Genomic DNA, 14,609 nt, shown 5'->3' on the forward strand with positions numbered 1-14,609 from the left:
AAGAAAGAGGGTCGTATGGTTGGGATCAGAACACTTGCCTTGGGGTTGTTTTTGTCCGGCACCACGGTCATGGCGGCCCAAATAACGCAGTTCTCCCCGCAGGGCGAGGTCGCCAGAATTGAAAGCGTGAACGCGATGTTCGATGTGCCTGTTGTCCAGTTTGGTGCCCCGCGAGTTGCGGCGCCGCTGGATGTGACTTGCAACGATGCGAGCGTCAAGGGCGCGGGCCGTTGGGTCGACGCCAGACGCTGGACCTACGTGTTCACCAACCCTCCCGGAGCCGGGGTGAGCTGCACGGCGGCGGTCAATCCGGCGTTTCGCGCGATGGATGGCAAGGCCCTGACCGGCAAAAGCCGGTTTTCGTTTACGACGGGCGGCCCGCGCATCAGCTCTTCGCGCCCCGATGGCGACCATATCAGCGAAGATCAGGTTTTTGTATTGAAGTTCAACGGCGCGGTCAAGGCAGATTCTTTGGTGGGTAGCGCCTCGTGTCTGGTCGAGGGTTTGGGCGAGGCCGTGCCGGTGCGTCTGATTACGGGCGTTGATCGCCACGCGATTCTGAAGGTTAGCTATTACCCGGTTCCCGCCGATGACGATGCGTCGGTGCAGTTGCTGCAATGCAAGCGCCGTTTGCCCGCCGATGCCAAGGTGCAATTGAAGGTGGGCCCGGGCGTTCAGACGCTTTCAGGGGTTGCCTCCACAAGCGCGGAACCGCTCAACTACACGGTGCGCGCGCCGTTCAAGGCGACGTTCAGCTGTCAGCGTGAAAACGCTCGCGCGGCCTGCAACCCGGTGCTGCCTGTCAGTCTTGTTTTCAATGCGGGTATTTCGTACCAGGATGCACAGAAGGTTCGCTTGAAAACGCCGTCAGGTGAGCGTACTCCTATAGAGGATAAGCAACCGGATCGCAGCGGGTCGGTGACCGAGGTTCGATTCAATGGTCCTTTACCCGAACTGGCTCAGATGAGCCTGGTGCTGCCCGCCGATTTAAAGGATGACGCCGGCCGGGCATTGAGCAATGCGGACCAGTTTCCCCTGTCGGTCAGTACGGCGGCGTTTCCGCCTTTGGTGAAGTTTGCCGCGGCGCCGTTCGGTGTTATTGAGCGCTTTGCGAATCAGCCCACCGGGGGTTCCGAGGCGGACTACCCCGCCAGCGTGCCCTTGACGGTGCGTAATGTCGAAGCCGCCTTGGCGAGCAAGGAATTAAGCGTCTCAACCGGCAAGGTCAGCGACTACACGCCGCAAGACGACGCGGACGTGCTGCATTGGTTTGCGCGGGTTGCGCGGCTCCAGGAAGGCAACTGGACGCCGGCGCAGATAAAGGAAATCATGGCGAATAAAAAGCCGGATTCCAACAAAGGGAAAACGGTCGATACCCGTGAAATATCGATGCTTGGTACGGTGGCCGCGGCTCGCAAACTGACCCTGCCCGGCGCGGCGAAGAACGATGTGCGACCCTTCGAGGTGATAGGCATCCCGGTCGATCCGGGCTTTCACGTGCTGGAGATCGAATCGCCCCGTTTGGGCGAGTCGCTGGTTGCTTCCCAAAAGCCCATGTATGTGCGCACTTCGGTGCTGGTAACTAATTTGGGCGTGCATCTGAAACGCGGCCGTGACGATACCCTGGTGTGGGTGACGACGCTGGATGACGGCAAGGTGGTACCCGATGCCGCGATTGCTGTTTTGAATTGCAGCGGGCAATTGCTGGCGACCGGCAAGACCGATGCGCAGGGCCTGTGGCATTACCCCAAGGCTTTCTCCCGCTATGAAGAATGCGAGGATACGGGGCTTAGCGGGATTTTTGTGTCGGCACGGATTCCGGCCGATCACCCGCTGGCCCGTCACAAGGCGGATTATGCGTTTGTGTTGTCCACCTGGGATCAAGGCATCGAGTCGTGGCGTTTCAACGTGCCGACCGACAATAGTCCGAAGCGATCGGTGGTTGCGCATACGGTCTTTGACCGCACCCTGCTGCGAGCGGGAGAGACCGTGTCGATGAAGCATTTCGTTCGCGACGAAACTCGTCGTGGCCTGGAGCTGCCGACGGATATCGGCACGCTTCCCGATACACTGGTGGTTATGCATGAAGGCTCGGGCGAGCACTACGATCAAGCTCTGACGTGGCATCGCACGGCGTCGGGCGGGCTCGATGCCGCCAGCCGCTTTGCCATCCCGAAGACGGCCAAGCTGGGCAACTATAGTGTGACGCTGGTGCGTAAAGCCAGTCAGGCGGCGCGGTCCGGCGACGATGGCGGGCAGGACGCAAGCAGCAGTTTGTACAGCGGCGGTTTTCGGGTCGAGGAGTTCAAGTTGCCGGTGCTTTCGGGCAGCCTGAAAATTGCGGATGCGGTCGGCGATGCGGTCCTCGTGGCGCCCAAGTCGCTCAATGCCGATGTGCAGATATCCTACGTGTCGGGCGGTGCGGCGGGACAGCTGCCGGTAAGCCTGTCGGGGGTGACGCGCCCCAAAAGTGTTTATTTCGACGGTTACGACGATTATTCTTTTGATCCGCCCCGAAAAGAAGAGTCCAGCGTCGATGAGAACGGGGACGGCGAGCAGCCGTCGCCGGCCGACACGCAGTCGCTGTTTTTGAATAAGAAAGCGCTGGTGCTCGATGCCCAGGGCGGCGGACGCGTTACGGTGGATACGCTGCCTGATTTTTCCCGGCCGCAAGACCTGGTCTTTGAGGCAAGCTTCCCCGATCCGAATGGCGAGATCCAGACGTTAAGCCAAACCGTGCCGGTATGGCCGGCCGCTATTCTGGCGGGCATACGCGCCGGCAGTTGGGTAACCTCGGGCGAGGCGACGAAAATACGCGCTGTGGCGTTAACGCCGGCGGGTGCGCCGCAGGCCAACGTGGCGATGTCCGTCAAGGCCGTGCAAACCGTCAGGTATTCCACCCGTAAACGTATGGTGGGCGGGTTCTATAGCTACGATAGCCACACTCAATCGCGCGATCTGGGCACCGTATGTCAGGGCCAAACCAATGACAAAGGCCTGCTTGAATGCTCCGTAGCATTGAAAGAATCCGGGTCAATACAATTGGTGGCCAGTGTGGCCGACCGCCAGGGCCACGTTTCACGGGCTGCCACGACCATCTGGGTCTATGGAACGGCCCAGGCCTGGTTCGGCGGCGCCAATGACGACCGCATCGACGTCATTCCCGAGAAGAAAACCTACAAGCCGGGCGAGACGGCCCATTTTCAGGTGCGCATGCCATTTCGGGAAGCCACGGCCCTGGTGGCTGTTGAGCGCGAAGGGGTGTTGGCGACGCAGGTGGTGACCTTGTCGGGGGTTGATCCAACGGTCAGTGTGCCGATCAAGCCCGAGTGGGGGCCTAATGTGTATGTGTCCGTTCTGGCGCTGCGCGGCCGGGTGCGCGAGGTGCCGTGGTACTCCTTCTTTACCTGGGGTTGGCAACAACCGCAGGCCTGGTATGACGCCTACAAGGGCACGGGGAAAGATGCTTACGCCGCGGCGACGCAGTTTGTCGACTTGTCCAAGCCGGCCTTTCGCTTCGGCCTGGCGCAAATCCGGGTGTCCGACACCGAGGATCAACTGGTCGTTAAGGTGACGGCCGATAAAAAGACGTATCAGGTGCGGGGCAAGGCGACGGTAACGGTGCAGGTCAATACGCCTGACGGCAAGCCCGCCGCCAATGGCCAGGTGGCGTTTGCCGCGGTCGATCAGGCCTTGCTGGAATTATTGCCCAATAATAGTTGGGACCTGCTAAATGCCATGCGCCAGCTGCGCAGCTACGGGGTGGAAACTTCGACGGCCCAGATGCAGATTGTGGGCCGGCGCCATTACGGCCGCAACGCGTTGCCGGCGGGCGGCGGCGGAGGCAAAAGCCCGACCCGCGAATTGCTCGATACCTTGTTGCTCTGGCAGCCCAATGTGCAACTGGACCAGAACGGGCGCGCCCAGATAACCGTGCCATTGAACGATTCCATTACGCAGTTCAAATTTGTGGCGGTGGCCGATTACGGCGCGCAGCGTTTTGGCACGGGCAGCACAAGCGTGGCGACCACTCAGGATTTGCAGTTGATTTCCGGCTTGCCGGCCCTGGTTCGAACCGACGATACCTACCAGGCCATGGTGACGGTGCGCAACACCACTTCGCGCGCGATGAAGGTCGAGGTCAGTGCGGGCGTCAGCGCCGTCGGCATGGCGGGTCAGTCGCTGGCTGCGCAAACGCTGCAGGTCGCGGCCGGCGCCGCTCGGGTGGCCAGTTGGACGGTGCGGGCGCCCAATAGCGATGTCGAGGGCTCAAGTACGTTGAAGTGGACGATGCAGGCACACGAACTGGCCGATGTCGGCGCGGTGGCGGCGCCCGCGTCCGATCGCCTGTCCGTCACTCAAACCCTGGTGCCCAGCGTGCCCGTCACGGCCATGCAGGCCACCTTGTTGTCCGTCGATGCGCGTCAACCTTTGACCCGCCTGCCCGTCGGCGTGCCCAAGGGCGCCTTGGCCGGTCCCGACGGCCATGCGCGCGGCGGGCTGGTCATTACGCTGCAGTCTTCATTGGCGGGCGGTTTGCCGGGCGTAAAGCAGTGGTTCCTGAACTACCCTTACACATGCCTCGAGCAGCTCAGCTCTGTGGCGCTGGGGGTTCGCAGCGTCAAGCGTTGGCAGGCGTTGATGCAAGGCCTGCCCAACTATCTGGATAGCGATGGCCTGCTGATGTATTTTCCAGGCATGCGCCATGGAAGCGAAGTGTTGACCGCTTACGTGCTGGCGGCCAGCAACGAGGCCCAGGCGCTGGGCCTGCCGTTTGCTTTGCCGTCGGCTGTCCAGGCATCGATGCAGCGCGGCCTGCTGGCGTTTGTTCAGGGGAAAATCGTGCGTCGCTACTGGTCGCCGCAGGAAGACCTGGATGTGCGCAAGCTGCTCGCGCTGGAAGCCTTGTCGCGCGTGGGTCCGGTGAATGCCCGTTTGCTCGATAGCATTGCGATCAAGCCCAATAGCTGGCCGACTTCGGCGGTGATCGATTGGCTGGCTTTGTTGCAACGGGTGCCGTCCATTCCCGATCGGGCGGCGCGATTGGCGCAGGCGACGCAAATCCTTCAGGCGCGCATGCTGGTGCGCGGCACGGAAATGGTTTTTCCCGACGATACCCAGAACAACTGGTGGTGGCTGATGGTCGGCCCGGACGTCAATATGGCTCGCCTGATACTGACCACCCTGGGGCAGCCGGGCTGGGACGAAGACATGCCGCGTATGGTGCAAGGCTTGTTGCGTGCGCAGGTTCGGGGCGCCTGGCGCACGACGACCGCCAATCTGATGGGCAGCCTGGCGTTGGAGAAATTTGCGCAGCATTACGAAAAAACGCCCATTTCGGGTCAAACGCTGTTGCGCCTGGAATCTGACAAGCAAGGCCAGACCATTAACTGGAGCGCTATTCCTGTAAAGGCCGGGATCCGGTCCAGGCAGGTGTTTCGACCGTGGAGGGCATCTTCCGATACCTTGCTGATCGAGCAAAACGGCGCGGGGCAAGGCTGGGCGACGGTGCGGTCCATGGCGGCGGTGCCTCTGATCAAACCGTTGATGGCGGGCTATCGGATTACGCGCACGGTGACGCCGGTTTCTCAGGCAACGCCGGGCGTCTGGTCGCGCGGCGATGTGTATCGCGTCAAGCTGGATATTGTGGCCGAGGCGGCCACCACCTGGGCGGTGCTGACCGACCCGGTGCCGGGAGGGGCGACCATCCTGGGCAGTGGGCTGGGGCGCGATTCTTCGATTTCCGCGACGACCGAGACAGCCGACAACGAAGCCTGGCCGAGCTTTATCGAACGCGGTTTCGATTCCTATCGGGCTTATTATGAATACTTGCCCAAGGGTGCGAGCAGCGTCCAGTACACCGTGCGCTTGAATACCGTCGGGCAGTTCAAGTTGCCGCCCACGCGTATCGAGGCGATGTATCAGCCGGATGTGTTCGGCGTGGCGCCCAATAGCGCTGGCGTGGCCGTACGGGCCGATAAGCAGCCGTAGTAGGGGGGCGATTTGATGCGTGCGACTGTACAGGCCATGGAGCCGTCAAGGTGGATGGGGCGGCGGCCAGGCCGGTGGTTGACGGCCAGTGCGCTCGCTGCGTGCGTGCTGGCATGCGCGCCGGCGCTCGCCGCATTGCCTTCGTACCAGCAGGTCAAGGAGGCGTATCGCGCCTCGGATGTGCGGGTGCTGGATCGCCATGCCGGGCTTTTGCAGCGGGTGCGGCGTGATTATCAGGGGCGCCGCGGCGACTGGGTGGCTTTGGGCGATATTTCGCCCGCTTTGCAAAGCGCCGTCATCTTTTCTGAAGACCGCCGTTTTTACAGCCATGCGGGGGTTGATTGGGAGGCGCTGGCCGCTGCGGCCTGGGGCAATGTGTGGCACAGCCGGCATCGTGGCGCCTCGACGATCAGCATGCAATTGGTGGCCTTGCTTGACGCCGAGTACGCTCGCAGCGGCTCGGGCCGCACGGTTTTGCAGAAAATCGACCAGGTACTCGAGGCTCGCACGCTCGATCAGCATTGGAGCAAGCCGGAGATTCTCGAAGCCTATCTGAATCTGGCGGCGTTTCGCGGCGAACTGGTGGGCGTGGACGCGTTGGCCCGGGTGCTGTTTCAAAAGCATGCCAGTGGGCTCGATGCTCGTGAATCGGCCGTGGCCGCCGTCTTGCTGCGTGGCCCCAACGCGTCTGGATCGGTACTGACGCAACGCGCCTGCGGCCTGCTCAAGACCATGGGCGTGCCTCGGGAATGCGACGGGCTGGGCGATTTTATATATCGCAGCCTGCTGCACAAGTCGGCACCCAGAAGCGATACCGACAGTCTGGCGCCGCAGTTTGCCCAACTGGTGCTGGGGCGGAATCGGGTTGGCCCTGGCCAGGCCATTACGACGTCGATCGATGGCGCGTTGCAGCGCTTTGTGATCGATAGCGTTGATCGCAACGTGCGGGCTTTGCAAGCGAGCAATGTGCGCGATGCGGCGGTGGTGGTGCTGGATAACCGCAGCGGACAGGTCCTGGCCTACGTGGGCTCGTCGGGCGATTTGTCGCTAACGTCCCAAGTGGACAATGCGCGTTCCTTGCGTCAGGCCGGCTCTACCCTGAAACCTTTCCTGTATGCGCAGGCCCTGCAGCAAGAGCGTTTGACCACCGTGTCATTGCTTAACGATGGCCCGGTCAATCTGCCGACCGGCAATGGGATGTACATACCGCAAAACTACGACAAGCATTTTTCAGGCTGGGTGAGTGTGCGTACTGCGTTGGCCTCGTCGCTGAATATTCCGGCGGTGCGCGCGCTGGTGATGGTGACCCCCGATGCGTTTCAACAAAAGCTGGTGGCGCTGGGTTTGCCGCTGGATCGCAATGGCGATTTTTACGGCTATAGCTTGGCGCTGGGCAGTGCCGATGTCACGCTGCTAAGCCTGACCAATGCGTATCGGGCGCTTGCCAATCAGGGGTTGTATTCGGCGCCGCAATTTGCGCCGGACGCAGAAACACCGGTGCCGCAACGAGTTTATTCATCGGCCGCGGCGTGGATCGTGGGCGATATTTTATCGGATCGCCATGCGCGCACGCGCACTTTCGGCCTGGATAGCCCGCTCTCCACGCCATTCTGGACTGCCGTCAAGACGGGCACCAGTAAAGACATGCGCGACAACTGGACCATAGGCTGGTCGCAGCACTATACGGTAGGGGTGTGGGTGGGCAATAGCCATGGCGATAGCATGCGAGAGGTGTCGGGCGTATCGGGCGCGGGCCCCATCTGGCACGATGTCATCAGCTATCTGCAGCGCGCTCGGGACAGCGTGCAGCCGCCAAGGCCGCCTGGTGTTGCCGCGCGGTCGGTGGTCTTCGATGACAATGTCGAACCCGCTCGCCAAGACGTATTTTTGGGCGATACCGCGGTTAGCCGTGTGCATTTGAGCGCCGACAGGGTGCGGGTCGATTCGAATGCGTTGCATATTGCCCGGCCCGTGAGCGGCACGATTGTGGCCCTGGACCCGGACATCCCTTTCGTCAATCAGAAGATCTGGCTGCGCGCGGCCAATCTGGCCGGAGGGCTGCCGGCACGAGTGCAATGGCGAATTGATCAGAAGGTAATTGGACAGGGCGCCGAGCTACCCTGGGCGCCGTGGCCCGGCAAGCATGACATTGAATTGCTCGATGCAAGCGGCCAAGTGCTGGATCGGGTGTTCATTGAAGTGCGGGGCGCACAGGTCAAACACCTGGCGCAACCCTAGGTTTGTGTAGCGGCACCCCTTGTGGGTGCCATCGCCGCAAGACTTGCACAACACTTTTAAGAACGACTACCACTTTCCTGCTGCGAAATCATGTTTTGCCCGTGGACGATGATCGCGCCAAAGGCCAGCGCAAATACCACGGTAATGACAGCGACGACCATTCCGGCAGAAAATTTAGGTTTGTTGTCAGCCACAAGGCTCTCCAAAACAATTCAAAAAACAATTGATTATGGCAGGTTCCTGCTTACGTACTCATGAAATGCGAGCCATTTTTGCGTCTGCCTGGTTGCCGTGTCATGCCTTTTAATATTTGCACCTAAAAATTGACAAATGTTGGCTAGAGCACAGAAGCCATCCTGTTAAACTTTTATACTGCAGTGAATTATGAGGGGTATCCATGAAAATCGTTCGTTTGCTGGGCCGCATTATTGTGCCGGGCAGCCTGATCTTGCTGGCAGCTTGCCAGTCCGTGCCGGGCAAGAAAAATACAGCGGCCATATCGCCTCCCGAGCAAGCCGCCACGCCGCAGGCTACCCCGGAGGCCGTCCCGCAGCCGACACCTGCTCCGCAAGCCGCTACCCAAGGCGCCCCGGTGGCCGTTTTTCTCGCCGATACCCAAGTACAGGCGGGCTGGACTGCCGTGAAAATTTCCGAAGGCACCTTGTATGTGAACCCTCGGCCGGTTATCACGCGCACCGATCTGGCCAGCGTGCGTGCGGGGGCCGATAAGCAGGGAACCGGATTGTTGGCGCTCGACTTGAATAGCACGGGCAAGCAAAAAATTACGGACATCACGACCCAAAATCCCAACAAACGCTTGGCCCTGGTGGTAGGGCGCACCATGATGGCCGCTCCGGGATATTCGAAGCCGATAACGGCATCGCAGCTGGTCTTTGTGGTGGGAACCGAGCAAAACGCCATGGCGGCGGCCCAGGCCATAGCAGGCTCCGGTTCAAAGCCCGCGGCGGCGCCGGACGCGACCAGTCTTGCGCCGTCGGCTCCTTCTAGCGCTACACCGGTGCGTTGAGGCCGATGCACGCGTATCATGGATAAATTGCCGGGCTTGGGTTCAGGCGGCAGCAACAGGGGTGGCGGCTTGTGGCGGACACTACGGATTCGGATCGGATGAGGCAAGTTCCCGCCTACCAGGCGTTAAGCGGCGTATTTACACTGGGGTTCAAGTTTCTGGCCTGGATCAACGGGCTGGGCGTGCTGGTCGTGCTCCTGTGTTCGCTCGGTCTGGTGCAAAGCGATTTTTCGCCTGCCGTTTTACGTTTGCCGCTCACGGCTTTCACCGCCGGTCTGGCTTTTTGCGGCCTGGCTCTGCTCTGGTTCTATCTGGTTCATGCCAGCCTCTTTACCCAGCTCATTACCGGCCACGCCAGGCGCTCGCATTGGGTGCCTCTGTTTTGTGCGCTGGTGGCCTATACCTTGAGCCTGATGGCCTTTGTGATGGGGTGTTGGCTTACCCTGGGTGTGTCCAATCTCATGTCGCACGATACCGACCTGGCGCCGTCCTCTGACGAGCGTGGCATGACGCCCCAGGACCAGTCGGGCCGGACCCCCGAGCTTTACGCGCCCGGGCAGTTGGATGCGGTTTTTTTAAAACGCCACGTGATGTAGTGGCAGCCCTCGTGGCTGCCATCGTGGTCGGCACAGCCGACACAATAGCGGCTGATGTTTTTTTGATTCATTCGTCAAATTATGCTCGCCAACTTCATTTCCCAAGAATAAAATATACGCTTTGCGTATATATACTTGTGAGGTGATATGTCCGTTTCACAACAGGTCTTTTTGCGCGACGCGATGCGCCGCCTGAATCTTACTCGCGATATTTTCGCCACGCGCATCGGTGTCAAGCGGCGTGCACTGGATACCTGGCTGTTGCCGGAGGGTTCGCAAGAGTTTCGTTCCATGCCCGAAGTCGTGACCCGTTTCGTCACGGAGATCGTGGAAAACGACTCCTTGCTGCAAAAGTATGCGCAAAGCGCACAGTCAGGGCCTTTGCGTGATCGAATTGCCTACCAGGGCAAGCATCAGCTCTTGTCGGTGGATCAGTTTTCGCGTGAGTCGGTTGAAGAACTCTTTCGCGTGGCCGATTTGATGCAGCCGATTGCGCGGCGCCAGAAGGTGTCGCGTGTGCTCGAAGGGGCGGTGCTGGGCAATTTGTTTTTCGAAGCCAGCACCCGCACTCGTGTCAGTTTCGGCGCCGCGTTTTGCCGCTTGGGCGGGTCGGTGTGCGACACCACGGGCTTTACCTTTTCGTCCATGGCCAAGGGCGAGTCCATTTACGATACCAGTCGGGTCATGAGCGGTTATGTCGACGCCATGGTTATCCGCCACCCGGAAAAAGGCTCGGTGGCCGAGTTCGCCGAGGCCACGAACATTCCAGTCGTCAACGGCGGCGATGGCCCGGGCGAGCACCCCAGCCAGGCCCTGCTGGATCTGTACACCATATTGACCGAGTTTTCGCGCTTGGGAAAATTGCTCGATGGCGCGCATATCGCGTTGGTGGGGGATTTGAAGTATGGCCGTACGGTGCATTCGCTGATCAAGCTGCTGGCTTTGTATCGTGGGCTGACTTTTACGCTGGTGTCGCCACGGGGTCTGGAAATGCCGGATTACATTCTTGAACAGACGGGCAGGCTGGGCCATACCATTGAGCAGACGAATTCCCTGGCGGAAGGCCTGAAGGGTGCCGATGTGATTTATGCCACGCGGGTTCAAAAAGAGCGTTTTGTGGGCGAGGAGGTGGAAGGCTATACCGCCGATTTTCAGGTCAACAAGGCGATGGTCGATCAGTGCTGCGGGCCTGATGTGATTGTGATGCATCCCTTGCCGCGCGACAGCCGGGAAGGTGCGCATGATTTAAGCGTCGACCTGAATCACGATTCGCGGCTGGCGATTTTCCGGCAGACCGATAACGGGATTCCTGTGCGCATGGCCATTTTCGCCGTGTTGCTGGGCGTCGAGGGCCTGGTGCAGCATTCGCTGCGCGATGTGACCTGGAGTCCCCCGTCGCACCTGGGCCCCGACGATAGCGTTTTCCACGGCCTGGACTGATTGCGTTTTGTAGCGGCACCCTGTAGCGCCACCCTGTAGCGCCACCCCTTGTGGGTGGCATCCGTCCTTTCGCATTAATCTCTTCTTGCTTAGAACCTTCTATCCCCGCGCCGTGGCCGGTCAAGGCGCTACCGTTGTTGAAATTCACCCATGGCGCCAGGTTGTGATATGACAGCTACAAGGGCTGTCGCTACATGACGAACAGTCACGTTTTTGTAGCGGCACCCCTTGTGGGTGCCATTTCAGCGCACAATCCACCCGGCCCACGTCAATACCCTAAACCGTTTTCTTCTCGCCGCCCAGCGCCTCGACCAGGGCGCTGATCAATTGCGTCAGCTCGCCTGTCATCAATGCCATGTCCGAATCGAACTGTTCGTCGTCGTTGTGCGAGGCGTTTTCCTGGCCTTCGCGTAAGACGTCCAGAGGCGTTACGCGTTTGATATCCAGCCCTTCGGTCAGTACAAACGACACTCGGTCGGCCCAGGTGAGCGCCAGACGTGTGCACTGCTTGCCGGCCTGCACATGTTTTTGCACGTCGGCGATGTCGATGCTTTGCCGCACATAGCGAACGGCGGCCCGGGTTTCGCTCGTCGAGCGTAGTTCGGTGTCCTGATCGATGGTGAAGCCCGCAGGTGCCTGGTCGCCGATGAGCCAACTGGTCATGGCCGAGGCGGGCGATATTTCGACGTGCAGCAAATTGACGGGAAAAGGATCGATCGCTTTGGCCAGCATGCCCATTACCTCGTCGCTTTTGGCGGCCGCCGCCGCGTCCACGACCAGCCAATGGTTGCGGGTGTCGATCCAGACACGGGTATCGCGATAAATGCTGAAGGCTTTGGGCGTCAGTTCGTCGATGACCTGTTCCTTGATTTCCTTCATTTGTTTGCGGCCCGGCTTGTAGCCTTGCTGCTCCTCGATGTCCTGCGCCTTGGCGCGGGCCACCTGGTTGATGACGGTCGTGGGCAACAGTTTTTTGTCGGCCCGCAGGCTGATCAGGTGTTGGCCGTCGAGCGTGTGCACCAGCCCGCCGTTTTCACGGGGCGGCACCCAGCCCAGGCTTTGCATCTCTTGCGAGTTGCCGGGTTGGAAAGCGTGTTTTTCTAGGGCTGTCTGGAGTTCGTCGGTCGTGGATGACCAGGTGGGGGCGAGGCGGAATACTTTAAGATTTTTAAACCACATAATTTGAATCTGAATTGGGGTAAGAAAAGTTGCGTGAAGCGGGCAGCGGCGGAGACGGTCGTCGCCGGGTTTGGAAGCCCGCCGATTGTAAGCCTATTTTCAGCACGAACTATGCCGGTAGAAAAAGCCCCCACGCTTCGTCGCTGCGCGCCTCGCTGCCCCCCGAGGGGGCGTTTTTTGCCTTGGGGCGGCCCGGCGGCAAAAATAAGCCCCCACGCTTCGTCGCTGCGCGCCTCGCTGCCCCCCGAGGGGGCGCTTTTTGCCTTGGGGCGGCCCGGCGGCAAAAATAAGCCCCCACGCTTCATCGCTGCGCGCCTCGCTGCCTCCGAGGGGGCACATTTTGCCTTGGGGTGGTTCAAGGCAAAAAAAGGCCCGGACTGCCTAAGCACCGGGCCGATACACAAGCACACGATGTTGCGCCATAAAAAGGCTCGCGGGGAGCGCAACATAGTGATAGAGAGCAACTTGCGGGACGGTTGAACAGGGGGATCAATAGTTCCGCCGTCCGGATTCGCAAGCCCTACCTACGTTCCAGATTCTAGCCCGGTACCCTGACGTCCGCCTGAAAAGTATCGTATTGCGATATTTATTGGAAATAAAGCCCGAACCTTGTGACATGTCCGGATGGGTGAGCGGGCCTGTATAGGTAAGCCCGTGGCCGGATGGCATGCTAATCCGTGCACGCGAATCCATTATGGGATATGCAACCTGACCAGGCCAGAAGTGTCCGTACGCGAGAATACCGCGGTTTTAAACGATTAAAATAACTTTTGTATGTGTTGTGTATTGAGCGTTATGGGTGTTGTGGGAATGGTTTTGGATGTGAAGGTTTATGGCACCCACAAGGGGTGCCGCTACATGATTCACGGCCACGTTTTTGTAGGGGCAGCCCTTGTGGCTGCCATCGCGCACTTTCCGAAAATAACCGTTTGATCTTGAATATTTTTAACATACTGTCTATTCATACAGTATAATTTGATGTGATAATCACTTCCAGAATATGGTTTGGGCGCGATTTGCGCTCGTCTTCAATTTTTAGCCAAGGGTTCCTACATGGATGACAAAACTAGCAAAGCCGCTGCTTCTGAGCGCGCCAAGGCACTTGCTGCCGCCTTATCGCAAATCGACAAACAGTTTGGCAAAGGGTCTGTCATGCGTTATGGCGATAACGAGGTCGAACACGACATTCAGGTGGTTTCCACGGGTTCGCTAGGGCTTGATATCGCCTTGGGTGTCGGTGGTTTGCCGCGCGGCCGGGTGGTGGAAATCTATGGCCCTGAATCGTCGGGCAAAACCACGCTGGCCCTGCAGGTCCTGGCCGAAATGCAGAAAATTGGCGGCACGTGCGCGTTTATCGATGCCGAGCACGCGCTTGACGTCCAGTACGCTTCCAAGCTGGGTGTGAACCTGGACGACCTGCTTATTTCCCAGCCCGATACGGGTGAACAGGCGCTGGAAATTACCGACGCGCTGGTGCGGTCGGCGTCGGTTGATCTTATCGTCATCGACTCGGTGGCGGCGCTGGTGCCCAAGGCCGAAATCGAAGGCGAGATGGGCGATTCGCTACCCGGTTTGCAGGCTCGCCTCATGAGCCAGGCCTTGCGCAAGCTGACCGCCAGTATCAAGCGCACCAATTGCCTGGTCATCTTCATTAACCAGATCCGCATGAAAATCGGCGTCATGTTCGGCAACCCCGAAACCACCACAGGTGGCAATGCGCTTAAGTTTTACGCTTCGGTGCGGCTCGATATCCGCCGTATCGGCGCCATTAAAAAGGGCGATGAAGTGGTGGGTAACGAAACCCGCGTCAAGGTGGTTAAAAACAAGGTGGCGTCGCCCTTCAAGCAGGCCGAGTTCGACATCCTGTACGGCAACGGTATTTCGCGCGAAGGCGAAATCATCGATCTGGGCGTCGAAGCCAATATTATTGACAAGGCGGGTGCGTGGTTCAGCTATAGCGGCACTCGCATAGGCCAGGGCAAGGATAATGTGCGCGAATATCTCAAAGAGCATCCCGAAATGGCTATCGAAATCGAAGATCGGGTGCGTGAGCAATTGGGGGTAGTCGCCAAGGCGCGAGCCGTGGTGCCAGCGCTAGCGCCGGTCCAGGCTGAACCCGAAGCCGCCAAGTAGGCGAC

Annotated in this window: 8 protein-coding genes; 6 read left to right on the forward strand and 2 right to left on the reverse strand. The window is 59.7% G+C overall.

The features are described 5' to 3' along the window. Nucleotides 1–15: 15 nt before the first annotated feature. Together EDC26_RS14920 and pbpC are read left to right on the forward strand one after the other, a co-directional pair. Nucleotides 16–5,991, forward strand: a complete 5,976-nt coding sequence (locus EDC26_RS14920) for an alpha-2-macroglobulin family protein (protein WP_165931044.1) — start codon at nt 16–18, stop codon at nt 5,989–5,991. A gap of 15 nt (nt 5,992–6,006) precedes the next feature. Then, entirely contained in the window at nt 6,007–8,229 is a 2,223-nt protein-coding gene (gene pbpC / locus EDC26_RS14925; protein ID WP_243700934.1) for a penicillin-binding protein 1C, read from the forward strand. A 56-nt stretch (nt 8,230–8,285) separates the two neighbouring features. Here the strand turns inward: pbpC and EDC26_RS20175 are convergent, their stop codons facing one another. Next, nucleotides 8,286–8,423: a hypothetical protein gene (locus EDC26_RS20175; protein ID WP_165931045.1), complete on the reverse strand. Its 138-nt coding sequence runs from the start codon at nt 8,421–8,423 to the stop codon at nt 8,286–8,288. Nucleotides 8,424–8,626: 203 nt separating this feature from the next. Between EDC26_RS20175 and EDC26_RS14930 the strand changes: the two genes are divergently transcribed. The 3 genes from EDC26_RS14930 to EDC26_RS14940 all read left to right on the forward strand — a co-directional run bounded on the left by EDC26_RS14930 (nt 8,627) and on the right by EDC26_RS14940 (nt 11,292). Next, the gene (locus tag EDC26_RS14930; RefSeq protein WP_132584041.1) at nt 8,627–9,256 is read left to right on the forward strand and encodes a SecDF P1 head subdomain-containing protein; all 630 of its coding nucleotides are present in this window, start codon (nt 8,627–8,629) and stop codon (nt 9,254–9,256) included. Between the two features lie 98 nt (nt 9,257–9,354). Beyond that, nucleotides 9,355–9,852 carry a hypothetical protein gene (locus tag EDC26_RS14935; protein WP_132584043.1) on the forward strand — a complete coding sequence of 166 codons (498 nt, stop codon included), beginning with the start codon at nt 9,355–9,357 and terminating at the stop codon, nt 9,850–9,852. 147 nt (nt 9,853–9,999) lie between these two features. Next, the gene (locus EDC26_RS14940) at nt 10,000–11,292 is read left to right on the forward strand and encodes an aspartate carbamoyltransferase (protein ID WP_132584045.1); all 1,293 of its coding nucleotides are present in this window, start codon (nt 10,000–10,002) and stop codon (nt 11,290–11,292) included. 276 nt (nt 11,293–11,568) lie between these two features. On the opposite strand, the gene EDC26_RS14945 is transcribed toward EDC26_RS14940, so the two are convergent. Then, nucleotides 11,569–12,471 carry a recombination-associated protein RdgC gene (locus EDC26_RS14945; RefSeq protein ID WP_132584047.1) on the reverse strand — a complete coding sequence of 301 codons (903 nt, stop codon included), beginning with the start codon at nt 12,469–12,471 and terminating at the stop codon, nt 11,569–11,571. Between the two features lie 1,053 nt (nt 12,472–13,524). On the opposite strand from EDC26_RS14945, the gene recA reads away from it, so the two are divergent. Beyond that, nucleotides 13,525–14,604 carry a recombinase RecA gene (recA, locus tag EDC26_RS14960; RefSeq protein ID WP_132584053.1) on the forward strand — a complete coding sequence of 360 codons (1,080 nt, stop codon included), beginning with the start codon at nt 13,525–13,527 and terminating at the stop codon, nt 14,602–14,604. Nucleotides 14,605–14,609: the final 5 nt, after the last annotated feature.

Origin of the sequence: Paralcaligenes ureilyticus (assembly GCF_004346225.1) — a bacterium.
GTDB lineage: Bacteria > Pseudomonadota > Gammaproteobacteria > Burkholderiales > Burkholderiaceae_B > Paralcaligenes > Paralcaligenes ureilyticus.

What these genes read in the sequence shown, in the direction of transcription:
- EDC26_RS14945 (WP_132584047.1), bottom strand. Translation starts at nt 12,471, where the DNA reads ATGTGGTTTAAAAATCTTAAAGTATTCCGCCTCGCCCCCACCTGGTCA.
- EDC26_RS14940 (WP_132584045.1), top strand. Translation starts at nt 10,000, where the DNA reads ATGTCCGTTTCACAACAGGTCTTTTTGCGCGACGCGATGCGCCGCCTG.
- EDC26_RS14935 (WP_132584043.1), top strand. Translation starts at nt 9,355, where the DNA reads ATGAGGCAAGTTCCCGCCTACCAGGCGTTAAGCGGCGTATTTACACTG.
- EDC26_RS14930 (WP_132584041.1), top strand. Translation starts at nt 8,627, where the DNA reads ATGAAAATCGTTCGTTTGCTGGGCCGCATTATTGTGCCGGGCAGCCTG.
- recA (WP_132584053.1), top strand. Translation starts at nt 13,525, where the DNA reads ATGGATGACAAAACTAGCAAAGCCGCTGCTTCTGAGCGCGCCAAGGCA.
- pbpC (WP_243700934.1), top strand. Translation starts at nt 6,007, where the DNA reads ATGCGTGCGACTGTACAGGCCATGGAGCCGTCAAGGTGGATGGGGCGG.
- EDC26_RS14920 (WP_165931044.1), top strand. Translation starts at nt 16, where the DNA reads ATGGTTGGGATCAGAACACTTGCCTTGGGGTTGTTTTTGTCCGGCACC.